This is a genomic window from Agreia sp. Leaf335 (genome assembly GCF_001423605.1).
In the GTDB taxonomy this organism is placed as follows: domain Bacteria; phylum Actinomycetota; class Actinomycetes; order Actinomycetales; family Microbacteriaceae; genus Agreia.
In genome coordinates, this window is record NZ_LMOQ01000004.1 from 104,559 (window position 1) to 129,673 (window position 25,115).

Below are 25,115 nucleotides of genomic sequence, written 5' to 3' on the forward strand. Positions count from 1 at the left end.
CAAGTACTGTCGAGATATGCCCGGCACCATCGAGTCGCTCTACCGCTACCCCGTCAAAGGGCTTACTCCTGAGCCCCTCGACAGGGTCGAGCTCGAGACGGGGCTGGCATTTCCCGCAGACCGTCTCTTCGCGCTGGCGAAGCCCTCAGGTGCGTACGACCCCGACAACTTCGTTCCGCTGTCGAAGCGCGAGTACTACGTGCTCCTGAACACCGATCGTCTGGCTGGGCTCGATGCCAGATTCGATCCTGAGACGCGCGTGATGCGCGTGGCCGTGCAGGGGCATCCGGTACTGGTGGCCGACCTCGGCACGGCCGAGGGCCGGGCCGAATTGGTCGAGCTGTACGCCCGCGTGGCCGATCTGCCCGACGGTGAGCTGCCCGTGCTCGCCGAGCAACCCGGCTACAACTTCACCGACAACGCGAAGGACTCGCTTCGCATGATGAACACGATCTCGCTCATCAATCGCGCATCCATTCGCGAGTTCGAGGCGCGGATCGGCCGCGAACTCGACCCGCTGCGCTTTCGGGCGAACGTCTACATCGATGGCCTCGAGCCGTGGGTCGAACGAGACTGGATCGGTCGGCAGCTGCAGCTCGGAGGCCCGAGCGGCGTCACCGTGCGCGTGCTCGAAGAGACGGAGCGCTGCGCGGCGACCGAGGTCGATCCCACGACGGCGCGACGCGACGTTCCGGTGGTGCGCCTGCTGCACGAGAACTACGGGCACGAGATCATGGGCGTCTTCGCCGAGGTGCTCTCCGCTGGAACCCTCGAACGCGGTGGCGCCGTCTCAGAGCCGGAGACGGCGGCATGACCGCGACCGACGCTACGGCCGACGCCGCATCCGACCTGGCGGTCGTCGTGGCGGGCCGCCGGATGCTCACAGCCGAGGTCTGCGAGTTCGTGTTGCGCCGTCGAGACGGCGGGCTGCTGGAGCAGGCAGAGCCGGGCGCCCACATCACGGTGCACACGCCGTCGGGCGAAGCTCGGAGCTACTCCTTGACCTCGGACGTTCGTGACCGCAGCCGCTATGTGATCGCCGTGCGCCGCGACGACGGCGGTCGAGGCGGCTCGCGCAGCATGGTTGACGAGGTGGAGGAGGGCGATTCGCTCACGATCTCTCGTCCGCGCAACGCATTCGAGCTCGCGGACGCGCCGGCCTACCTTCTCGTCGCGGCGGGTATCGGCATCACACCTATCCACGCGATGCTCATCGAGCTGCGCCGCCGCGGTGTGACGGATGTCGAGCTGGTGTATCTCAGTCGTTCACGCGAAGACACGCCCTACCTCGACGAGTTGGCCGAGTTGCTCGCCGTCGCAGGAAGCGACCGCGCGATGCGGCCTTTCACCCTGCATCATCGCGCGCTGCACGGGGCGCTCGACTGGTGGCCCCTTCTCGAAGCTCCCGGCGAGCGGCACCTCTATGTGTGCGGCCCTGAACCGCTGCAGAACGAGCTGCGTGCGCTGACCATGCACTGGCGCCCCAGCCGGGTGCACATGGAGGACTTCGCCGGGGTCTCGGCCTTCGGTGAGATCAGCGTGCCCTTCGAGCTAGAGTGGGCGCCGTCGGGCACATCCATCGACGTGCCGGCAGACAAGACGATGCTCGGCGCCCTCGAAGACGCCGGCATCGACGTCGACAGCTCGTGCGGAAGCGGAACCTGCGGTACCTGCCGGCTGAGGTTGATCGACGGCGAGGCCGATCATCGTGATGTCGTGCTGACCGCGGGCGAACGTGAACACTTCGTGATGCCCTGCGTGTCGAGAGCCGTCGACAGGCGTCTCGTCGTCGCACCCCTCTGATGGGGGGCAGCATGGGGGCTTCGTGCCACTTACTCTCTCAGTGGGGGTCGTCGTGTCTGAAATCTGGTGCCGCGTGCTGCGTGCTGGGTTTCGAGAGGCGTAGATGCGGCGCGACAAAGTGAAGACGGGGACCGTGTGAGGCTGTTCGAGGCATTGCGCCGCCGCAAGGCGACAGCAGCGTCGGTGGCGACCGTCACGGTGTTCTCGCTCGCTGTCACCACGATGGCGTTCCTATATCAGGGCATCACCACGGCCGACGTCGAACTCAACGACGGTGGTGTGTGGGTCACCAAGCCCTCCGGGTTGCTCGTGGGGCATCTGAACTACCAGGCTCAACTGCTCGACGGCGGTCTGAAGATGACGTCGAGCGATTTCGATATTCTGCAGCGCGACGACACCGTCATCACGGTCGACAAGGCCACCGGATCGCTGGCGCCCATCGACCCGGTGTCGGTGACCCTGGGTAACGCGGTCGCCCTGCCAGCCGAGTCCTCCGTGACCATGGGCGGCGACACGTTGGCGGTCGTCGACGACAAGACCGGCGACCTTTTCAGCACCCGTGCCAGTGACGTCGCCAATTTTCTTCCTGATCCCGAGGAGCCGCTACTCACCCTCGGATCGGGTGCCGCGGCCACGGTGGATGTCGACGGAGGGATTCATGCCCTGTCGCCGTCATCCGGAGAGATCGTCACCATCGCGCTCGACGAGAACGGCGCCGCGCTCGACCCGGTCACCCAAGGGCTGCCCGAGACCGAGGAGGATGCCGTCCTGACTGTGACCTCGGTGGGTGCTGCGGCCGTGGTCTTCGATTCGGCGAACGGCATCGCGTACCTGCCAGGCGGCAAGAGAGTCGAGATCGACGATTCGACCGGAGGCGTGCTGCAGGAGACCGGCCCCGAATCGAACGCCGTTCTCATCGGCACCGCGACCTCGCTCATCAGCCAGCCCCTCGATGGCGGTGCCGCCTCCGTCACCTCCGCCGGCAAGCCCGGCAAGCCCGCGGCGCCCGTGTATCTGGCCGGCTGTGCCTATGCGGCGTGGGCCGTCTCGAACGCCTATCTGCGCGATTGCGCCGGCGACGGCAAAGACGTCGAGACCACCGTCGACGGACTCACGGCCCAGGCCGAACTCGTCTTTCGTGTCAACCGCAACGTCGTGGTGCTGAACGATCTGACCTCGGGTGCCGTCTGGCTCGTCAACCAGGACATGAAGAAGGTCGAGAACTGGGACGACATCGTTCCTCCGCCGGACGAGAGCGAGACGGAAGAGGAGGACGAGAGCACCGAGGAGGAGTTGCAGGTCATCCTTCCCGAGCGCAGTGATGAGAACAATCCGCCGATCGCGGAAGACGACCAGCTGGGTGTTCGTGCCGGCCGCACCGTCGTCCTCCCGGTGCTCGACAACGACTCCGACCCTGACGGCGACGTGCTGACCGCGACGCTGAACGGTGCGCAGCCGTCGATCGGCGAGGTTCAGCCCATTCTCGGCGGCGTGGCCATGCAGGTGATCGTCGCCCCCGACGCATCCGGCACCGGCACGTTCACATACACGGCCGACGATGGCCGGGGCGGCACGGCGGATGCGACGGTGACGCTCACCGTCAAGGCTCCCGGCACGAACGAGGCGCCGATTCAAAAGCGCGTGCCGAAGGTGCTCTCCGAAGTCGCTTCGACGGTCAGCTACAACCCGCTGCCCGACTGGATCGATCCAGACGGCGACGACATGTTCGTGCGCTCCGCCACGGCCGGCGGCGCCAATCAGGTGCAGTTCCGGGCCGATGGAGAACTCACCTTCACCGCCCTCGACCCGGATCCGGGTCGCAAGATCGTGACGATCGTCGTCTCCGACGGCGTCACCGACACAGAGGGTACGGTGGCCTTCGAGGTGCGCGAATCGGGCACCCTCGTTCCCGTCACCAATGCAGACCACGTGGTGACCCGCGCCGGCCAACAGGTCACCGTGTCGCCGATGGCGAACGACTACTCCCCCAGCGGGGTTCCGCTGCGTCTCGCCAAGGTGAACGAGATTCCCGGTGGCACGATCGAGCCCGACTACACCACCGGAACGTTCGACTTCACGGCCGCGGCCCCCGGCGACTACTACGCGCAGTACCTCGTGACCGACGGCCCGAAGACCGCCCCCGGAATCGTGCGCATCACGGTCGTCGGCGAGACCTCCGCCAACGATCCCCCCATCGCCGTGCGAGATGTGGCTCTGCTCACCAAGGGTCGCTCGGCGCTGACCAACGTGCTGGCGAATGATTTCGACCCCGCCGGCGGCATTCTCGCCGTGCAATCGGTGCAGGTTCCCGAGGGGCTCGGTGTGAGCGTCGAGGTGCTCGAACATCAGGTGCTGCGCATCACCGACACGGGTATCTCCGAGCCGACGAGCATCAGCTACACCGTGACGAATGGAACCAAGTCGGCCAAGGGCGAGGTCTTCATCATCCCGATTCCCGCCCCAGACAGGTTGCTTCCCCCCGAAGCGAAAGACGACGCCATCACGGTTCGCGCCGGCGACGTGGCCACTATCCCTGTTCTCGACAACGACTACCACCCCAACGGCGACACCATCATTCTTTCGCCGCAGCTCGTCGCTCCCCTGGTCGACCCCGCCGACGGAGACATGTTCGTGGCGCAGAACACGCTGCGGTTCAAGGCGGGCCCTGTGGCCAAGACGGTCTATGCCACGTATGAGGTCGTCGACAGCCAGGGCCAGCGCGACGCGGGCTATGTGACCATTCAGATCGTCGGCAACGACGAGGGCGCCAACTCGCCGCCTCGGCCGCGCGACGTCACGGTGCGTGCTCTCGAGGGTACGACGGTGCGCATCCCGATCCCGCTCGACGGCATCGACCCCGACGGTGACTCCGTGCAGCTCGTGGGTCAGGACGACGCGCCCGCCAAGGGCCGCATCAGCGAGGTCGGACAGTCATGGCTCGAGTACGAGGCCTACCCCACATCCGTGGGAACCGACGTGTTCACCTACGTCGTGCGCGATCGCAAGGGCGCCGAGGCGTCGGCCACCATTCTCGTCGGCATCGTTCCCTCGTCGAGCGCAAACCAGCGGCCCTACGCCGTGAAGGACACTGTTCAGGTGCGGCCCGGTCGCACCGTCGCGGTCGACGTTCTCGCGAATGATTCCGACCCCGACGGCGATCCCATCGCCATCCGCGAGAACGGCCTCGAGGTGCCTGATCGGGTGACCGGCGTGATCGACCGCGGGCGTGCGACCATCACTGCGCCCAGCACCCCGGGTGACTACCCGGTGCAGTACACGATCGTCGACCAGTACGGGGCGACCGCCGTGGGCCAGTTGCTCGTGACGGTGAGCCCGGATGCGACGCTCAAGGCCCCGATAGCGCGTGACGACATCGTCCTGGTCGCCGATATCGTCGGCCGCACGACGACCGACATCGATGTGAAGAAGAACGACGACGACCCCGACGGCACGATCGATGCCCTCGATGTGTCGGTCACGAGCGGTACGGCGAGCGTTCGCGCCGAGGGCGAGCTGCGCATCCCACTCACCCCCGAATCGCAGATCGTCACGTACACCGTGACCGACGTCGACGGTCAGAAGGCCTCGGCGTTCGTCTTCGTGCCTGGTCTGGAGGGCGCGCACCCCGCGCTCAAGGCGGGCACCAAGCCCATCGTCGTGAAGAGCGGTGAGACCATCAGCGTGCCCCTGTCGGAGTACGTCGTGACCGGCAACGGCGAGGTCGCCCGCATCACACAGGCCGACAAGGTGGCGGTGTCGCACGGCAACGGAGCCAGCCTCGTCTCCGATGCCACGACGCTGAGCTACACCTCGGCCGACGCATATTACGGCCCTGACGCGTTGAGTTTCGAGGTCACCGACGGCACGGGGCCCGACGATCCCGAGGGAAAGAAGTCCACCCTCGTCATCCCGATCACCGTCGTCTCGACCACGAATGTGTCGCCGACGATGAGCGGTGGTGCTGTCAACGTGGAGCCGGGCGGCGCGGAGGCCGAACTGAACCTGCGAACGCTGTCGCGCGACCCCGACGAGGGCGACCTGGAGAACCTCTCGTACAAGGTCGTCGGAGAACTCCCTCAGGGCATCTCGGCCGTCCCCGACAAACAGACCCTCAAGGTGAAGGCCGCGGGCAACGCGCCCAAGGGCGACTCGCCGATTCAGATCGAGGTCACCGACGGGCAGAGCAAGCCGGGCACGGGAACGATCACGGTCACGGTGGTGACCTCGACGAGGCCGTTGCCGAGCGCGACCGACGATGTGGTGCCGCAGGCCAAGCAGGGCGAGACCCGCTCAGTCGACGTGCTCGCCAACGACTTCAACCCGTACCCCGAGAATCCCCTCACCATTGTCGAGACCGTCGTCGAGACCGGTGACGGGCAGGCCGCTGCCGGGGGAAGCGGCGTAGACGTGACGCCGGCCGCCGACTTCGTCGGGACGATGGTGGTGCGGTATCGCGTGGCCGACTCGACCGGGGACTCGTCTCGTCAGGCCGATGGTCGCATCCTGCTGACTGTGCAGGGCAAGCCGGACGCGCCGGCCACGCCCAGCGTCACGAGCATCCAGGACCGCACCGTTGTTCTGTCGTGGACCCCGCCGGTGAACAACGGATCGCCGATCACCACGTATACGGTCTCGTCTCCCCAGGGCTACTCGAAGCAGTGCGCCTCGACCACGTGCACGCTCGACGGACTGACGAACGATGTCGAGTACACCTTCACGGTCACCGCGACGAACGGGGTCGGCGAGTCCGATCCGTCGCCTGCATCGGCACCGGCCCGACCGGATGCCCGCCCCGACCGCCCGTTGCCGCCCACGCTGGTCTTCGGCGATGAGAGCATCACGGTCAACTGGGTCACGCCATCCACCCCCGGATCGGCCGTGACGTCGTACAACCTCGAGATCTCGCCCGCTCCGGCACGCGGTGCACTTCAGAAGAGCGGTGTCGCGGGCAACTCCGTGGTCTGGGAGGGCCTGGAGAACGGCGTCTCGTATCAGGTGCGAGTTCAGGCGGTGAACCGGGCGCCGGAACCGAGTGACTGGTCGAGCTACTCGGCTGCGGTTGTTCCCGCGGGCGTTCCGGATGCGCCGGGCGCGCCCTCGACGACCCCGTCGACGGCCGTGGGTGGCCAGGCCCAGATCGCGGTGTCGTGGAACGCGCCCTTCGAGAACGGCGACCCGGTTGCCAGCTACACCCTCGAGACGCTCAAGAGTGGCAGCGTGGTGAACACGTTGCCGGGCGTCAGGGGGACGAGCGCGAACGTCACGGTCGCGGTCGATACGACCGACTACACGTTCCGCGTGTCGGCGCTGAACAAGGCGGGAAGCTCGGCGCCGAGCGTTCCGTCAGCGCCGCGTCGCGGGGCCATCGCGCCCGGCGCTCCCGCGGGCGTGAACATCGTTCCGGCCGACCAGGCAGTATCGATCACTTTCGGAGCGGCGGCGGGCAACGGATCCAGGGACGACGAACTTCAGTACCACTATCGGGTCAACCAGACCGGGGCGACCGGAGTGATCGCGAGTGGAGGCAGCATCGGGGGCCTGGCGAACGGCACGACGTACACAGTGAACGTGTGGGCGACGTCGACGGTGACGGGGGTGCAGCCGGGTGCCGAGACGGGCTCGAACGAGGCGATCCCCTTCGGCAAGCCGAACCAGCCCGGTGCCAGTGCGCAGAGCAACGCGAAGAGCGTGACGTTGAGTTGGGGCGTCCCTGCGACGAACGGCCGCCCGATCACGACCTACATCACGATCGACAATGAACAGGAGCAGGTCGTGACGTCGTCGGGGAGCCGCGAGGTCGGCAACGCCTACTCCGAGCTGCACAAGATCTCGGTGCGCGTCGTCGACAGCGAAGGCCAAGAGATCAGCAATTCCGCGTCGGCTACGAGCGGGGCCGAGCCTCAGCCGCAGAAGATCGTCTACATCTCGAATGGCGGCGGGTGCACCGAGGTGTACAACTGCGTCAAGATCAAGATCACTGTCGAGGACTACCCGGGCACGATCACGTGCAGGTGGGTCACCCGCACCTCGCAAGGAACCCTGACCCAGTCGCTGAACGGGCCCAACAACAGCATCACTCCGGGCTGGTACACGGAGGACACGGCCGGATCCGGCTTCACCCTCCAGGAGGCGGCGAACAACATGACCTGTAACGGAGTCCAACCCGGGGTGCGCTAGAGGGGGCCGCCGGACGACATCCGGTCGTCACGCCCCTCCGAAGGGGGGCAGCATGGGGACTTCTCCCCATTTACTCTCTATGGGGTCGTCGTGTTTGAATGTCCCGGTGCCGGGTGACCGGTTCTGAGGTACGTGGCGTCTGAAGAGTGTCGTGACAATGTGAAGACGAGGACCGTGTGAGGCTGTTCGAGGCATTGCGCCGCCGCAAGGCGACAGCAGCGTCGGTGGCGACCGTCACGGTGTTCTCGCTCGCCGTCACGACGATGGCGTTCCTCTATCAGGGCATCACCACGGCCGACGTCGAACTCAACGATGGCGGCGTCTGGGTCACGAAGCCCTCCGGGCTGCTCGTGGGGCACCTCAACTACCAGGCCCAGCTGCTCGACGGCGGCCTCAAGATGACGTCGAGCGATTTCGACATCCTGCAGCACAACGAGACGATCATCACCGTCGACCACGCCACCGGATCGCTGGCGCCCATCGACCCCGTGTCGGTGACCCTCGGCAATGCCGTGGCCCTGCCGGCCGAGTCCTCCGTGACCATGGGAGGCAACACGCTCGCGGTCATCGACAAGACCGGCGACCTCTTCACCACTCGCGCCAGCGATGTCGCCAACTTCCTTCCCGACCCCGACAAGCCGCTGCTGACCCTCGGCTCGGGCGCGGAGGCCACGGTGGATGTCGATGGCGGGGTCCACGCCTTGTCGCCGAGCTCGGGCGAGATGGTCACCATCCCGCTCGATGAAGACGGCGTGCCGCTCGAGCCCGTGAAGAACGGATTCCCCGAGACCGAAGACGACGCTGCCCTCGCCATGACGACCGTGGGCGACGACGCCGTCGTGTTCGACTCGGCGAACGGCATCGCCTATCTGCCGGGCGGCAAGAAGGTCGACGTCGCCGACTCGACCGGAGGCGTGCTGCAGGAGACGGGGCCGGCATCCGACGCCGTGCTCATCGCCACCGACACCGCCCTGATCCGCCAGCCCCTCGACGGGGGTACGGCCACCGCCACCTCGGCCGGAAAGCCCGGAAAACCGGCGGCACCCGTGTACCTCGCCGGTTGCGCCTATGCGGCGTGGGCCGTCTCGAACGCCTATCTGCGCGATTGCGCCGGCGACGACAAAGACGTCGAGACCACCATCGACGGCCTCACTTCGCAGGCCCAGCTCGTCTTCCGCGTCAACCGCAACGTGGTCGTGCTCAATGACCTCACGTCGGGTGCCGTCTGGCTCGTCAACCAGGACATGAAGAAGGTCGAGAACTGGGACGACATCGTTCCTCCGCCGGACGAGACGAAGACCGACGAGGAGGACGACAGCACCGAGGAGGAGCTGCAGGTCATCCTGCCCGAGCGCAGCGAGATCAACAATCCGCCCATCGCCGAAGACGATCAGCTCGGCGTGCGGGCCGGCCGCACCATCGTGCTCCCGGTGCTCGACAACGACTCCGACCCCGACGGCGACGTGCTCACCGCCACGCTCAAGGGCCCACAACCGTCGATCGGCGAGGTTCAGCCCATCCTCGGGGGCGTCGCGATGCAGATCATCGTCGACCCCGACGCATCCGGCACCGGCACGTTCACCTACACGGCCGATGACGGTCGCGGTGGCACAGACGACGCAACCGTGACCCTCACGGTCAAGGCTCCCGGCACCAACGAGGCGCCGGTTCAGAAGCGCGTGCCGAAGGTGCTCTGCGAGGTGGCATCGACCTGCTCCTACAACGTGCTGCCCGACTGGATCGACCCTGACGGTGACGACATGTTCGTGCGCTCCGCCACGGCGGACGGCGCCAATCAGGTGCAGTTCCGGGCCGACGGCGAGCTCACGTTCACCGCCCTCGACCCCGACCCCGGTCGCAAGATCGTGACCATCGTCGTCTCCGACGGCGTCACCGACACAGAGGGCACGGTGGCCTTCGAGGTGCGCGAGTCCGGCACCCTCGTTCCCGTCACCAACGGCGACCACGTGGTGACCCGTGCCGGCCAGCAGGTCACCGTGTCGCCGATGGCGAACGACTATGCCCCCAGCGGGGCTCCGCTGCGCCTGGCGAAGGTCAACCCGGCTCCCGGCGCAACGATCACGCCCGACTACACGACGGGGACCTTCGATTTCACGGCCGCGGCTCCCGGCGACTACTACGTGCAGTACCTCGTGACGGACGGCCCGAAGTCGGCCCCAGGGATCGTGCGTGTGACGGTCGTGGGCGACACCTCGGCTGACCAGCCCCCGATCGCCGTTCGCGACGTCGCGCTGCTCACCAAAGGTCGCTCGGTGCTGACCGACGTGCTCGCCAACGACTTCGACCCCGCCGGCGGCATTCTCGCCGTGCAATCGGTGCAGGTTCCCGAGGGGCTCGGTGTGAGCGTCGAGGTGCTCGAGCACCAGGTGCTGCGCATCACCGACACCGGCATCTCAGAGCCCACCAGCATCAGCTACACCGTGACCAACGGCGTCAAGTCGGCCAAGGGCGAGGTCTTCATCGTTCCGATCCCTGCCCCCGAGAGACTGCTGCCGCCGGTGGCCACCGACGACACGGTCACCGTGAGGGCCGGCGACGTCGCGACGATTCCCGTGCTCGACAACGACTACTCGCCCAACGGCGACACGATCACCTTGGCGCCGGCGCTCATCGCTCCCCTGATCGGCCCCGCCGACGGAGACATGTTCGTGGCGCAGAACACGCTGCGATTCAAGGCGGGCCCCGTGGCCAAGACCGTCTACGCCACCTACGAGGTCGTCGACAGCCAGGGCCAGCGCGACGCGGGCTACGTGACCATCCAGATCGTCGGCAACGACGACGGCGCCAACTCGCCGCCCCGGCCGCGCGACGTCACGGTGCGCGCTCTCGAGGGCACGACCGTGCGCATCCCGATCCCCCTCGACGGCATCGACCCCGACGGCGACTCCGTCGAGCTCGTGGGCCAAGACGACGCGCCCGCCAAGGGCCGCATCAGCGAGGTCGGACAGTCATGGCTGGTGTACGAGGCGTACCCGACCTCCGTCGGAACAGATGTGTTCACCTATACCGTGCGCGATCGCAAGGGCGCCGAGGCGTCGGCCACGATCCTCGTGGGCATCGTTCCCTCGTCGAGCGCGAACCAGCGCCCGTACGCAGTGAAAGACACCGTCTCGGTGCGGCCCGGTCGAACGGTGGCGGTCGACGTTCTCGCGAATGATTCCGACCCCGACGGCGACCCGATCGCCATCCAGAAGAACGGCCTCGAGGTGCCCGACGGCATGACGGGCAAGATCGACCGCGGTCGGGTCACCGTGACCGCGCCGAAGACGCCGGGCGACTACCCGGTGCAGTACACGATCGTCGATCAGTACGGTGCGACTGCCGTCGGTCAGCTCCTCGTCTCGGTGAGCCCGGATGCGACGCTCCAGGCGCCCATCGCCCGTGACGACCTGGTGCAGGTCGCCGACGTGGTGGGTCGAACGACCACCGACGTCGACGTGAAGAAGAACGACGACGATCCCGACGGCACGATCGATGCCCTCGACGTCTCGGTCACGAGCGGCACGGCAACTGTTCGCGGCAATGGCGAGTTGCGCATTCCGCTCACCCCCGAATCGCAGATCATCACGTACACCGTCACCGACGTCGACGGACAGAAGGCCTCGGCGTTCGTGTTCGTTCCCGGGCTCGAGAGTGCGCATCCCGCGCTCAAGGCGGGCACCAAGCCGATCGTCGTGAACAGCGGCGAGACCATCAGCATCCCGCTCTCCGACTACGTCGTCACCGGCAACGGTGAGGCCGCCCGCATCACGCAGGCCGACAAGGTCGCTGTGTCGCACGGCAACGGGGCGAACCTCGTGACCGACGCGACCACCCTCAGCTACACCTCGGCCGACGGCTACTACGGCCCCGATGCGCTGAGCTTCGAGGTCACCGACGGCACGGGGCCCGACGACCCGAATGGCAAGAAGTCGACCCTCGTCATTCCCATCACCGTCGTCTCGACAACCAACGTGTCGCCGACCATGAACAACGGCGCCGTCAACGTGGAGCCGGGCGGCGACGAGGTACAGCTCAACCTGCGCACGCTGTCGCGTGACCCCGATGAGGGCGATCTCGAGAAGCTGTCGTACAAGGTCGTCGGAGAACTCCCGCAGGGCCTCTCGGTCGTTCCCGACAAGCAGACGCTGAAGGTGAAGGCCGCGGGCAACGCGCCCAAGGGCGACTCGCCTATTCAGATCGAGGTCACCGACGGGCAGAGCAAGCCGGGCACGGGAACCGTCGTCGTGACGGTCGTCACCTCGACGAGGCCGAAGCCGAGCGCGACCGACGACGTGGTGCCCCAGGCCAACCAGGGCGAGACCCGCCAGGTCGACGTGCTGTCGAACGACTTCAATCCCTACCCCGAGAACCCGCTCAAGATCCTCGACGCGGTCGTCGAGACCGGCGAGGGCGGCCGGGCGACCCCGGCGGGCAGTGGCGTCGATGTGACCCCCGGGCCCGACTTCGTCGGAACGATGGTGGTGCGCTACCGCATCGCCGACTCGACCGGCGACCCCGACCGCGAGGCAGACGGTCGCATCCGCCTGACCGTTCAGGGCAAGCCAGACGCGCCGGCCACGCCGAGCGTCACGAGCATCCAGGACCGCACCGTGGTGCTGTCGTGGACACCGCCCGTGAACAACGGCGCACCCATCACGTCGTACACCGTCACGAGCCCGCAGGGGTACTCGAAGCAGTGCGCCTCGACCACCTGCACGCTCGACGGCCTCACCAACGATGTCGAGTACACCTTCACCGTCACGGCGACGAACAGCGTCGGCGAGTCCGACCCGTCGCCCTCGTCGGCCGTCGCCCGACCGGATGCCCGCCCCGACCGCCCGGCCGCCCCGACGCTGGTCTTCGGCGACAAGAGCATGACGGTCAATTGGGTCACGCCATCCACCCCGGGTTCGGCTGTCACGTCCTACAACCTCGAGATCTCGCCGGCCCCGGCACGCGGTGCGGTGCAGAAGACCGGCGTGACGGGCAACTCCGTGGTCTGGGAAGGCCTGGAGAACGGAACGGCGTACCAGGTGCGGGTGCAGGCTGTGAACCGCGCGCCCGATCCGAGCGACTGGAGCACGTACTCGGCTTCGGAGATTCCGGCCGGCGTTCCCGCGGCGGCAGCGGCACCCACGTCGGTGCGTGTCGATTCGGTCGGCAGCCAGGCCCAGATGAACGTGAGTTGGAACGCGCCGAACGCCAATGGCGACCCGATCTCGTCGTACGTTCTCTATATCAATGGTGGAACGGGCGCTCGTGAGGTTCCCGTGGGCGGCGGAGCGACCAGTCAGACGGTGACCGTCGATGTGTCCGAGAACGACTACACCTTCGCTGTGGCCGCCTTCAACAAGGCCGGTCAGGGAGCCACCTCGCCCGCTTCTGCACCGCGTCGTGCGGTCACTCCGCCGACCGCGCCAACGCTCAACAGTGCGTCTGAGGGCGACAACTCAGTGACGGTGTCATATTCGCCGGGCGCCGCAAATGGTGCTCGGAGCAGTGAAGTCTCGTATCAGTACGAGATCAACGGCAACGGCAACTGGAATGCTCTTCCCGGAGACAACGTCATTCGGTCGGGCGTTCAGAACAACGGAACGTACTCGGTCGCCCTTCGAGCCGCTACATCGGCTGACGGCTCGTCGTACACGAGTCCCGCCAGCAACTCCATCGACAATCTGAAACCGTATGGCGCACCGAACGCACCCTCGGTCTCCGCGACCGGCGACGCGACGGGCGTGACGCTGAGTTGGAGCCGCCCGGCTGAGAACGGAAGACCGTTCACGATGTGGATCACTGTCGACGGCGCGGAACGTCAGGTCAACGACAGCGGAAGCCAGCGCATCGACGGCTACTCGCAGAGACACACCATCAGCGCACGTATTCAGGACTCGGTTGGCGGAACGTCGTCTGCTGGCGAGCAGGCGGCGCGGAGCGGTGACGAGCCCCCGAAGACGAAGGTCGCGATCGGGCATGGAAATTCCGCCGTCGGCAAGCCGAACTGTGGCGACCCGTCGTGTGCATACATCCGTGTCACGATCGAAGACGGCGCCGCGAACTCGAGCTATACGGCTGATGTGTATGCGGAAGGTGTTTTCCGCGGGACGATAACAATCAACACCAACGGCAGCGGCAACGGCAACGCGGAGACCACGTTCTACTACGGCTACCCGGGGAGAAACGTGAATGCAGTCGTCAACGGTCCCGGTGGTCCATACAAACCAAGCGCCAGCTGGTAACCAGAGAGAGAATCGCTCAATGACAATGACACCCGAGCAGGCGACCTGGTTCGCCGGCACCTTCGACCGCCTCGTCGCCAACGTGGGGCTGGCCGTGTTGGGCAAGCCCCACGTCATCAGGCTCTCGATCATGGCGATGATCGCCGAGGGCCACGTGCTGCTCGAGGACGCCCCGGGAACAGGTAAGACCTCCCTGGCCAAGGCCATCGCGGCCACCGTGCAGGGATCGCATCAGCGCATCCAGTTCACGCCCGATCTGCTGCCCTCCGACGTCACCGGTGTCACGATCTACGACCAGAAGACCGGCGCGTTCGAGTTCCACCGCGGACCAGTCTTCGCGAGCATCGTGCTCGCCGACGAGATCAACCGCGCCAGCCCGAAGACGCAGTCGGCTCTGCTCGAGGTCATGGAGGAGTCGCGGGTGACCGTCGACGGTCAGGTACACGAGGTGGGCCGCCCCTTCCTCGTGATCGCCACACAGAACCCCATCGAGCAGGCGGGAACGTACAAACTGCCCGAGGCCCAGCTCGACCGCTTCTTGATCAAGACGTCGATCGGCTACCCCGACCTCGCCAGCGCGGAGAAGATCCTCGCCGGCTCGGCCAACCGCAATCCCTCGTCGGCACTCAGTGCCGTGATCACGACCTCGGCGGTCGCCGACATGGCCGACCTCGCGGCGACCGTGCACGTCGACAGCGCGATCCTGCGTTACACCGCCCAGCTGGCAGAAGAGACGCGTAATGCGCCCGAGAGCCGCGTCGGCGTCTCGGTTCGCGGAGCCATGGCCCTCGTCCGCGCGGCCAAGGTGTGGGCCGCGGCCCAGGGCCGGCACTTCGTGCTGCCCGACGACATCCGCGAGCTCGCCGGCCCCGTCTGGACCCACCGTTTCGTGCTCGACCCCGAGGCCGAGTTCCAGGGAACCACGGCCGAGAAGGTCCTCGCGCGCGTGCTCAGCGACGTCGCGGCCCCGCAGGCGAGGCAACCCGCCGCATGACCGTGACCGGGGAGAAGAAGGCCTCCCCGATGGCATCGATCGGCCCTCGGCTGGCGAGCGCATCGGGTGCGGTGCGCACGAGCGCGCCCGCGCGCTGGGTCACGGGCACCGGATGGCCGCGAACGGTCAACGGCGGGCGTGCGGCCTGGGGGGTCATCTCCCCCGTGCTCACCACGGTGTCGGGCTTCGGCTGGGCCGTCCTCGCGTTCTCGCTTGTGTTTCTCTTCGTCGGGCTCGAGTTCGGGTGGCGCGAGTTCCTGGTCGTCGGCTGCGTCGGACTGGCCGCGGTCGTGATCGCGATCGGTTTCGCCCTGGGCCGCTCGGCCTACGCAGTGCGTCTCGACCTCGCCAGCGAGCGCGTCGTCGTCGGCGAACGCGCGGTGGGCCGCATCACGGTGTCGAACACCTCGCAGCGCACTCTGTTGCCAGCGCGCATCGAACTCCCCGTCGGCGCGTCGCTCGCCGGCTTCCCGCTTCCTCGCCTCGCCCCGGGTCAGGAGCATGACGACCTGTTCGGAATCCCCACCCAACGTCGCCAGGTCATCACCGTCGGGCCCGTGCGTTCCGTGCGCGGAGACCCCCTGGGCCTCATGCGTCGTGAGTTGCGCTGGACCGACGCCGTGGACCTCTTCGTGCACCCTCGAACAGTGCGCCTCGAGGGCTCGGCTTCGGGCTTCATCAAAGACCTCGAGGGGCTCGCCAGCCGAGACCTGTCGAACAACGACGTGTCGTTCCACGCCCTGCGTGAATACGTTCCGGGAGACGACCGGCGCTACATCCACTGGAAGACGACGGCACGCACGGGAACCCTCATGGTGCGCCAGTTCGAGGAGACGCGGCGCTCCCACCTCGCCCTCGCGCTCTCGACCAACACGGCCGACTACGGCAGCGACGACGAGTTCGAACTGGCCGTGTCTGCGTGCGGATCCCTCGGCATCCAGGCGCTCATGGAAGAGCGCGACGTGACCGTGATGGTGCAGGGAGCGACCCTGCACTCCGAGACAGGGCGGCGACTGCTCGACGACCTCTCGGCCATCGAGGAGTCAGAGAAGCGCGACAGCATCGTGCAGCTGTCGAAGGTGGCGGGGCAGACGGTTCCGGATGCCTCGGTGGCGGTTCTGCTGTTCGGCGGCCCGGTCACCCCCACCCAGCTTCAGGCGGCGTCGGTGCACCTGCCGCTCGGCGTGCGCGTCGTCGGCGTGAGCTGCCAGCCCGGACACGAGCCGATGAGAAGGCAGATCGGCGACATGACTCTGCTCACGATCGGCGACCTCGGCCAGCTGCCGGCCGCCCTCAGACGGGTGAACAACTGATGAGCGCACAGACCCCCGCCCCCGCCCGACGCGGTCGTACCGCCCAGCAGATCGGCCGCCGTTCGGCTCTCGACACGGTCATCGACTGCGCCGCCATCGCGGCGCTCCTCGTGGTCGCCGTCGTCGGATTCGGCCCCGCGTTCGGCGGAACCGGCTACCTCGTCGCGGGCCTCGGCGGCCTCGTGCTGGGTCTCGCGATCGCTCTGCTCGGCGCCCGTCTGCGCGCCAACATCCTGATGCTCTCGGCCGCGACCCTGCTGGTCTACATGATCTTCGGCGGCCCGCTCGCTGTGCCGACGACGACGCTGTTCGGCGTCGTTCCCAGCCTCGAGACGATCCGGGCGCTGGTTCTCGGCGTGGTCTTCTCGTGGAAGGACGTGCTGACCCTCGAGACGCCCGTGGGTGCGTTCGCCTCGGTGCTGATCGTTCCCTACCTGGCCACGCTCGTGGCATCCGTTCTCGCGTTCAGCTTCGCGCTGCGTCTGCGCCGCGCCGCCTGGGCGCTGCTGCCGGCCGGCGTGCTGTTCGTGGTCGCCATCGCCTTCGGCACACGCGATACGGCCGCGCCGATCGTGCAGGGGCTCGTCTTCGCCGGCATCGCCCTGGCCTGGTGGGCCTGGCGCCGCAGCCAGGATCGCGCTCGCCGCATCGCCGCGACCACGCTCGACAGTTCCGCGGGCGCGCAGGCTCCGGATGCGGGCCTCGCCCGCACGCGGCTGGCGCTCGGCGCCGGGCTGCTCGTCGTCGCCCTGGGAGTGGGGCTCGCGACCGGCGGACTCCTGGCCCCGGTCAGCGCCCGCGAGGTGCTGCGCGACGCCATCGTTCCGCCGCTCGACCTTCATGACTATCCCAGCCCGCTCGTGGGCTTCCGCAAGTACGTGCGCGACGAAAAAGAGGACGTCCTGTTCACGGTCAAAGGCCTCCCCGACGGAGCACGGGTGCGACTCGCGACGCTCGACGCCTACGACGGCGTCGTCTACAACGTGGCGGGCGACGGAACGGCCGGCTCCGGCACATTCACGCGCGTGAGCGGCGACATTCCGAACGACGTGAAGGGCGACAAGGCGACCCTCGATGTCACCATCGGCGATCTGACCGGAGTGTGGATCCCCGATGCCGGCTATCTCGACTCGTTCCGCTTCACCGGCGACCGCGCCGACGAACTCGCGAACAGCCTGCACTACAACCGCACCACCGGGGTGGCGATCTCGACCCTCGGGTTGGCCAAGGGCGACAGCTACTCGATGGATGTCGTGATCCCGAAGGTGCTCACCGAAGAGCAGCTCGAGAGTCATGCGCTGCAGTCGCTCTCGATGCCGAAGGCCGCGGGTGTTCCCGAAGAGGTGCCGACGCTCGCGACCCAGTACATCGGCGACGCGGATCGTCCGCTCACCCAGGTGCGCAATCTGGCGACCTCGTTGAGCCAGGAAGGTTTCTTCAGCCACGGACTCGAGGGCGAGGCCACCTCGCGGGCCGGCCACGGAGCGGAACGCATCTCGGCTCTGCTGGATGCGGACCAGATGATCGGCGACGACGAGCAGTATGCCGTGGCCATGGCGCTGATGGCACGCTCGGCAGGAATGCCCGCGCGCGTCGTGATGGGCTTCTACCCCGACAAGTACGCCGGAGCGAGTGCCGAGCAGCAGATCACAGGAGATCAGTTGCACGCCTGGGTCGAGGTCGCCTTCGACGACGCCGGCTGGGTCGCCTTCGATCCGACGCCCCCGAAAGACCAGGTTCCTCAGGAAGAGGCGCCGAAGCCCAAGTCCGACCCCAAGGCCCAGGTGCTTCAGCCCCCGCCCCCGCCGCAGGAGCCGGCGGACCTTCCGCCGGATCTGCGCACGGACGACACCGATCAAGACGACGAGGCCGACGCGAACCCGATCCTCGTGACCGTGCTGATCGCATCCGGAAGCCTTCTGGGACTGATCATCGTGCTGCTGACACCCGTCGTGGTGATCGGCGCGCTGAAGACCCGGCGTCGCAAAACGCGCCAGAACGCAGATCGTCCGGCCGACAGGCTGAGCGGCGGGTGGGACGAGATCGTCGACCGTGCCGACGACCTGGGTACGGCTGTCGGTCGCGGCGTCACGCGTCGCGCCGACGCCGCGGTGATCGCCGAATCGTGGCCGGACCTGCCCGTGGGAGCGGTCGCGGTGCGAGCGGATCACGGCGTCTTCGGCCCCGGCGAGCCGTCGCCCGATGAAGTCGACGCCTTCTGGGCCGAAGTCGACGATATCGTCAAGGGAATGCACGATTCGCGCGGGTGGTGGAAACGCCTGCAGGCGCGACTATCGCTGCGTGCGTACATCGGCAGGCGCCTGGAAAGTCGGAGCAGACGAAGGAGGGCACGGTCGTGACGAACCCCGTGCAACAGCAGGCCGCAGGGCAGTCGACGCCGTGCGTGCGGTGCGGTTCGCCCGTTCCCCGCAGCTCTCAGTTCTGCCTCGCCTGCGGAACCCCGACCTCGACGCGCAGCCAGGCCGCGGCCTTCGGCGGCCCCGAGGTGCCCGTGCAGGCGGCGTGGCAGCCCACGCCGGTGAACGCTCCGATCCTGCTCAGCACGATCGTGCCCGCCAACTACGGTCGTCGCGTCGTGGCCTTTCTCATCGATGGCGCGTTCGGCGGGGTGCTCACCTCGATCATCGCCCTGCCCATCCTGTGGATCGTGGCCGCCTCTGTCGCTCCCGGCAGCACGTTCGAGCTGTCCGGCCTGCCGTCGGCCCTGATCACACTCGCGGGCGGGATCTACCCGCTCGCCATGCTCGTGCTGCAGGCCTTCACCGGGTTCTCTCTCGGCAAGCGCATCATGGGACTGCGCATCGTCAAGGTCGAGACGCTGATTCGCCCTGGGCTGGGTCGGATGCTGCTGCGCGGCGTGATCGTCGGAGCCTCCAACATCGTGATCGGCATCGGGCCGCTGCTGGTCTACCTGTCGCCGCTGTGGGATCCGAGCAAGCGACTGCGCGGCTGGCACGACCGCATGTCGGGCACCTGGGTGATCGACGTCACCAAGGGCCCCAACCCGCTCGCCAAGAACGCCGGAGAGGTCGTCGACGACGTTCCCGCTGTCGTGAAGACCCGGCGACCTGTCGCTGCGCCCGCCGCAACCGTTTCCCCGGCTCCCGTGCCACAGGCTCCGGTCGTCGAGCCCATTGCCATCACGCCGGATGCGTATTCGTACGCGCCCCCGAGCGCTCCGGCGGCTCCGGCGCCCGCTCCGCAAGCACCCACCCCGGCTCCCTCTGCCCCCGTTTTCGGGGTGCCGCCCGCCGCGCCGACGAACCCCGACGTTCCGTCGTATCCGTTCCCGCCGGCATCCGCTGCGCCTGTCGCACCCGCCGAACCGGCCGCGCCGGCCGCGCCTATCGAGGCGATTCCGAGCTTCGACCCCCTGCCTCCGTTCGGAGGCGAAGACCTCGACGGCACGAAGCTCAGCAACTCCGTGCCCGCGCAGGCTCTGCCGGCCGGAACGGTGACCCTGCTGTTCGACACGGGTGAGAGCTACGTGATCGCCGGACACGGCGTGCTCGGGCGCGATCCCGTGTCTCCCTACGGGGCACCCGAGGATCAGCTGGTGCAGGTCGCCGGCGACACGCGGTCGATCTCGAAGACCCATCTCGAATTCGAGGTGCAGCCCGGGAGCATCTGGGTGACGGACCGACGATCGACCAACGGCTCCGCCATCCTTCGAGCCGACGGCGTCGAGTCTCCGATCACGCCGGGCCAGCGCATGACCCTGCGCAGCGGCGACCGGGTGCGCATCGGAACGCGCGTCTTCACTCTCACGGTGGCCCCGTGAGTCCGCCGCCGACAATCGGCGTCTCGACGGTCGTTCTGCGCTCGGGAGCCGCGACGCACCGCGGGCTCAAGCGGGCGACGAACGAAGACGCCTATCTCGCCTCGTCGCCGGTCTTTCTGGTGGCCGATGGCATGGGCGGACACGAGGCGGGCGAGCGGGCGAGCGCGATCGTGGTCGAGTCGTTCGACGGCCTGACGGGGCGACCCACGGTCGACCCCATCGACGTGCGCGCCGCCTTCGACCGCGCGTATCGCTCCATCGCCGAGCTCAGCACGGGCGGCCGCCGCCGCGCGGGCACCACCGTGTCGGGGGTGGCGATCGTCGACAGCGAGGGAACGGCCGTGTGGCTGGTCTTCAACCTCGGCGACTCCCGCACCTACCGACTGAACTCGGGTGTGCTCGAACAGATCAGCATCGACCACTCGGTCGTTCAGGAACTGCTCGACGGCGGGGGAATCAACGCGGCTGAAGCCCTGGTGCATCCCGCCCGCAACGTGATCACCCGTGCGCTCGGCGCGGGCGGGGACTATCGCCCGGACTTCTGGCTCGTGCCCGTCGAACCGGGCGACCGTATGTTCGTGTGCTCCGACGGCATCTCGGGTGAAATCGACACGGAGTCGATCGCCCGAATACTCTCGAGTGAGAAAGATCCTCAGGTGGCGGCCGACAGGCTGGTGCGTGAGGGCATGGCCCGGGGAGGCCACGACAACCTGACGGCGGTCGTGGTCGACGCATCGCTTGCCCAGGCGGCATCCGAACCGGCCTTGCCCGATGACACTATTCCCCGCGGATCCGCCCCAACCGAAGGAGCCGTGCGATGACCCGACTCGACTACCAGCCCGGGCAGTGGCGCGGGGTGGTCGCGCCCGGAGCCGTGGCCCTGTTCCCCTCGACCCTCGACGGCCAGATGCTCGAGCGCATCTGGCGCACGCTCGACGACGGACACGGTCTGAGCGGTGTGCTCGAAGCGCTGACGGCCGAGTTCGGCACGAACCTCAAGGCGATACCGCCCTTCGCGGTCGCCGTCGCGTCGGGCGCTGAACTGCGAGTCGCCGTGCGCGGTGCGTTCCGCATCGAGGTGAGCGAGCCGGGCGCATCCGAGCCCGTCATCGTGGCCGGAGACGAGGTCACCACGTGGAACGAGCGCGTCGTCGCCCGTGCAGACGGCTTCGTCGTGAGCAGCGACGGCGCCGACACGTCGGACTGGTTGGCCATCCGCAGCGGGATCGTGCTGTGTCGCGCGGTGTCGTTCCGTATGGACGGCCAGGCCGGGGCAGCCGCGCCGGTCGTCGCTGTAGAGGCGGCTCCTGTCGCGGCTCCTGCGCGCGTGGAGCCCGTAGTGCCTGCGGAGCCTGCGGAGCCTGCCGTGCCTGCGGCGACGGCAGAACCGGTAGTGCCCGTGCCCGCAGAACAGGTGTTGCCCGCTGAACCGGTCGTGCCGACAGAGACGATCATTCCGCAGCCTGCGCCCGTCGAGGCGCCGGAACTCGACCTCGAGGCCGCCCCCGATGCGCACGATGTCGACGACACGGACGATGCCGATGACACGGTCGACGACGTCGAGCCGGTCGAGGCGGAGGACTTCGGGCCCACCGTCACGGAACTTCCCGACGACGCGTACGACCACCTCTGGGGCGCGACCGTCGTCAAGTCGGTCGAGCAGGCCGCCGTGCGCCTCGACGACGATGAATCGTCGGACGAGGAGAGTCCTTCCGCGGCGCCCGTCACGCCTACTGCCGCCGCACCTGCGTCACCCGCAGAGCCCCCCGCCGTCGCGTCCTTCACTCCCCCGGAATCGCCGAAGCCCTCGTCGCGAGAGTGGACCGCTCCGCCTCCGACCGGCCTCATCGACCGGGTGCCGGGCTTCGCCGGTGTCGGAGCCGCGGCCACTGACTGGAATGAGCAGTCCACTCCTGCCGCGCCGGCAGCTCCCGCCCCGAGCGAGAGCGACCACGACGGCCTCACCGTGACGGTGTCCGAGCTCGAGGCGATGCGCCGCCTCGAAACGGCCGACGAGGCCGCGACGACGGAAGGACCCGGACGCATCGTGCTCGCGACCGGTGAAGTGATCTCGCTCGACCGCCCCGTGATCGTCGGTCGACGCCCGCGCGCCCAGCGAGTGCAGGGCGATGTGCTTCCTCACCTGGTCACTGTTCCGAGCCCCGAGCAAGACGTGTCGCGCAGCCATCTGGAGGTACGCGTCGAGGGACGCCACGTGCTCGTGGTCGACCTCGACACAACCAACGGCTCCGTGCTGCACCGCGCCGGGACTCCCCCACTGCGGCTGTCGCCCGGCGAGGCCGTGCTCGTTCTGAACGGCGACATCGTCGACATCGGCGACGGCGTCACACTGCTCTTCGAGGAGCTTCCGTGAATGCGCGTCGACCACCATCGGCTCCGCCCGAGATCCCTGGATTCACGCACGAGCAGTTGCTCGGTTCGGGCGGATTCGCCGACGTGTTCCTCTACGAACAGCGCATGCCGCGTCGTCGCGTCGCCATCAAGGTGCTGCTCAGCGAGGCGCTCACCCCCGGAGCGCGCGAGAACTTCGACGCCGAGGCGAACCTCATGGCGCAGCTCTCGACGCATCCGTCGATCGTCACGATCTATCAGGCCGACATCGCCCAAGACGGCCGGCCCTATCTGGTCATGGAGTACTGCTCGAGGCCGAACCTCGCCGCGCGGTACCGACGCGAGAAGATCAGCGTCGCCGAGGCGCTGCGCATCGGCATCCAGGTCGCCGGTGCGGTGGAGACCGCCCACCGCGCGGGAATCCTGCACCGCGACATCAAGCCGGCCAATATTCTCACGACGGAATACAACCGCCCCGCGCTGACGGACTTCGGAATCTCCGTGACGATGGTCGGTGGCGGAGACGACGCCGCCGTCGGCATGTCCATTCCCTGGTCGCCTCCCGAGGTGTTCGGGCAGAGCTCCTCGAGTGGCCCCGGCGGAGACATCTACGCGCTGGGCGCCACGGTGTACACGCTTCTCGCAGGGCGGAGCCCCTTCGAAGTCGTCGGCGGAAGCAACGGCGGCCTCGACCTCATCACGCGCATCCAGCAGTCGCCCCTGTCTCGCACCGGCCGCGCCGACGTTCCCGATTCACTCGAGCAGATCCTCGCCACCTCCATGGCCAAGCGCGAGGAGGACCGCTTCGGCTCGGCACTCGAGTTCGCCCGAGCCCTGCAGAAGGTTCAACTCGAACTCAGCCTGTCGGTCACACCGGCTGACGTGCTCGACGACTCGCTTCCGTCGGCCGCCGAAGAAGAGGAAGACGACGGCAACACGCGCATCCGGGGCATCGTGACGATCGACCCCACCGCGCCCGTCGCGGGCACGGCGAACCGCCGCCCCACGCCGACGCCCTCGGCCGCGGCCCCGCCCGTTCCACCCGTGGGCATCCCGCCTGTGACCTTTAGCCAGCCGAATCGCGCACCCGGGCCGGATGCCGTGGAAGCCACCCAGCGCCGGGGCCAGCTTCCGGTCGCGCCGTACGCACCGGCACCAACGCCCTCGGGTTTCGGGCTCACGTCGCCGCCGATCGATGAGACCCAGCATCGCGCCCCGCAGCCCACGGAGTACGCCGCGGAGCCGACCAGCCGCCGGTCGAAGAAGCTCCCCATTCTCATCGGCGCCATCTCCCTGGTCGTGCTGCTCGGCGTGGGCGGCACCATCTTCGCGATCAACGCCGCCGGGGGAAGCCCGGCCGCGGTCAAGACCGAAGACCCCGTCGACCCGATCGACGTGATCCCCGGAGGCACCGTGGCCCCGCCCGTCGATGTGGCGGGCGCTCCCGGTGAGGGCGGCATCGTCTTCACCTGGTCGAACCCCGAGCCCGAGGCCGGCGACGTCTATCAATGGGGACTGCTCGTTCCCGGAACCGAACCCACCCTCGCGTCGACCACCGACGCGACGGTCACGGTCGTGCCCGCCGAGGGGCAGAAGACCTGTATCGAAGTGAGTGTGCGTCGCAAAGACGGGCGTGCCTCCGAACCAGCGACGGGATGCGCGCCCTGATGACCGATGTCAGTACAACCGAGACGACCACGACCGATGCCAGCGTCGAGTACTGCGGCGAGTGGTTCACGCTCAACAAGAACAAGCCCTTCGACATCGGCCGCGACGCCGACCTCGACATCGACGACAACCAGTATCTGCACCGCCGCTTTCTGCAGATCGCGTACATCGACGGCCTGTGGTGGCTCATCAACGTCGGCTCGCGGCTCTCGGCGTCGATCTCGGATGCGACGGGGTCGATGCAGGCCTGGCTCGCGCCGGGCGCCCGACTTCCCGTGGTCTTCGGACTGACCTCGGTGGTCTTCACCGCCGGCCCCACGACCTACGAGTTCGTGGTGCACACCTCGACGCCGGCCTTCGTCGACTCGAAGCCCGTCTCGTCGAGCGACGGCACCACCACCGTGGGAGCTGTCACCTTCACCCGCTCGCAGTGGCTGCTGATCCTCGCTCTCTCCGAGCCGATGCTCAAGCGTGAGGGAACGGGCACGAGCGAGATTCCGTCGTCGGCGGCGGCGGCCGAGCGGCTCGGCTGGGTGCTGAGCCGGTTCAACCGCAAGCTCGATAACGTCTGCGACAAGTTGAGCCGCCAGGGCGTCGACGGTCTGCGCGGCGGAGTCGGAGCGCTCGCGACGAACCGGCGCGCTCGGCTGGTCGAGTACGCCGTGCTCTCGCGCCTCGTCACCCCCGCCGATCTTCCCGCGCTCGACGACGACACGGCCGACACTCCCCAGGCTCCTGCCGCGACCCCATCGAAGGATGCCCGCTAG

The 25,115-nt window shown here is 67.9% G+C and carries 12 protein-coding genes; all 12 read left to right on the forward strand.

All coding sequences use genetic code 11. From position 1 onward, the window contains the following. The first annotated feature begins 16 nt into the window (after window positions 1-16). The 12 genes from ASF79_RS15010 (at window position 17) to ASF79_RS15065 (ending at window position 25,115) form a co-directional block, all read left to right on the forward strand. Window positions 17-814 carry an MOSC domain-containing protein gene (locus ASF79_RS15010; RefSeq protein WP_055856399.1) on the forward strand — a complete coding sequence of 266 codons (798 nt, stop codon included), beginning with the start codon at window positions 17-19 and terminating at the stop codon, window positions 812-814. Next, on the forward strand, window positions 811-1,803 hold the full coding sequence (locus ASF79_RS15015) for a PDR/VanB family oxidoreductase (RefSeq protein WP_055856403.1): 993 nt from the start codon (window positions 811-813) through the stop codon (window positions 1,801-1,803). Before ASF79_RS15010 ends, ASF79_RS15015 begins: the two co-directional genes overlap by 4 nt. 135 nt (window positions 1,804-1,938) lie before the next feature. Further along, window positions 1,939-7,980: an Ig-like domain-containing protein gene (locus ASF79_RS15020; protein ID WP_055856406.1), complete on the forward strand. Its 6,042-nt coding sequence runs from the start codon at window positions 1,939-1,941 to the stop codon at window positions 7,978-7,980. Window positions 7,981-8,156: 176 nt separating this feature from the next. Beyond that, window positions 8,157-14,219: an Ig-like domain-containing protein gene (locus ASF79_RS15025; protein WP_055856410.1), complete on the forward strand. Its 6,063-nt coding sequence runs from the start codon at window positions 8,157-8,159 to the stop codon at window positions 14,217-14,219. Window positions 14,220-14,238: 19 nt separating this feature from the next. Beyond that, on the forward strand, window positions 14,239-15,213 hold the full coding sequence (locus tag ASF79_RS15030) for an AAA family ATPase (RefSeq protein ID WP_055783213.1): 975 nt from the start codon (window positions 14,239-14,241) through the stop codon (window positions 15,211-15,213). Next, complete coding sequence (locus ASF79_RS15035) at window positions 15,210-16,526, forward strand: DUF58 domain-containing protein (RefSeq protein ID WP_055856413.1); 1,317 nt, start codon at window positions 15,210-15,212, stop codon at window positions 16,524-16,526. The genes ASF79_RS15030 and ASF79_RS15035 overlap by 4 nt, the downstream gene beginning before the upstream one ends. Continuing rightward, window positions 16,526-18,886 carry a transglutaminase family protein gene (locus tag ASF79_RS15040; RefSeq protein ID WP_055856416.1) on the forward strand — a complete coding sequence of 787 codons (2,361 nt, stop codon included), beginning with the start codon at window positions 16,526-16,528 and terminating at the stop codon, window positions 18,884-18,886. The genes ASF79_RS15035 and ASF79_RS15040 overlap by 1 nt, the downstream gene beginning before the upstream one ends. Next, window positions 18,883-20,328, forward strand: a complete 1,446-nt coding sequence (locus ASF79_RS17805; protein WP_055856419.1) for an RDD family protein — start codon at window positions 18,883-18,885, stop codon at window positions 20,326-20,328. Before ASF79_RS15040 ends, ASF79_RS17805 begins: the two co-directional genes overlap by 4 nt. After that, complete coding sequence (locus ASF79_RS15050) at window positions 20,325-21,149, forward strand: PP2C family protein-serine/threonine phosphatase (protein WP_055856422.1); 825 nt, start codon at window positions 20,325-20,327, stop codon at window positions 21,147-21,149. Before ASF79_RS17805 ends, ASF79_RS15050 begins: the two co-directional genes overlap by 4 nt. After that, a complete protein-coding gene (locus tag ASF79_RS15055; protein WP_055856425.1) occupies window positions 21,146-22,702 on the forward strand; it encodes an FHA domain-containing protein in 1,557 nt (518 codons plus the stop codon). The genes ASF79_RS15050 and ASF79_RS15055 overlap by 4 nt, the downstream gene beginning before the upstream one ends. Beyond that, window positions 22,699-24,348, forward strand: coding sequence for a serine/threonine-protein kinase (locus tag ASF79_RS15060; RefSeq protein WP_055856428.1), 1,650 nt, complete (start codon window positions 22,699-22,701; stop codon window positions 24,346-24,348). Before ASF79_RS15055 ends, ASF79_RS15060 begins: the two co-directional genes overlap by 4 nt. Next, complete coding sequence (locus ASF79_RS15065; RefSeq protein WP_055783210.1) at window positions 24,348-25,115, forward strand: hypothetical protein; 768 nt, start codon at window positions 24,348-24,350, stop codon at window positions 25,113-25,115. Before ASF79_RS15060 ends, ASF79_RS15065 begins: the two co-directional genes overlap by 1 nt.

Excerpts from the sequence above, each read along its gene's own strand:
- ASF79_RS15010 (WP_055856399.1), top strand. The coding sequence starts at position 17 with ATGCCCGGCACCATCGAGTCGCTCTACCGCTACCCCGTCAAAGGGCTT.
- ASF79_RS15015 (WP_055856403.1), top strand. The coding sequence starts at position 811 with ATGACCGCGACCGACGCTACGGCCGACGCCGCATCCGACCTGGCGGTC.
- ASF79_RS15030 (WP_055783213.1), top strand. The coding sequence starts at position 14,239 with ATGACAATGACACCCGAGCAGGCGACCTGGTTCGCCGGCACCTTCGAC.
- ASF79_RS15035 (WP_055856413.1), top strand. The coding sequence starts at position 15,210 with ATGACCGTGACCGGGGAGAAGAAGGCCTCCCCGATGGCATCGATCGGC.
- ASF79_RS15040 (WP_055856416.1), top strand. The coding sequence starts at position 16,526 with ATGAGCGCACAGACCCCCGCCCCCGCCCGACGCGGTCGTACCGCCCAG.
- ASF79_RS15055 (WP_055856425.1), top strand. The coding sequence starts at position 21,146 with ATGACCCGACTCGACTACCAGCCCGGGCAGTGGCGCGGGGTGGTCGCG.
- ASF79_RS15065 (WP_055783210.1), top strand. The coding sequence starts at position 24,348 with ATGACCGATGTCAGTACAACCGAGACGACCACGACCGATGCCAGCGTC.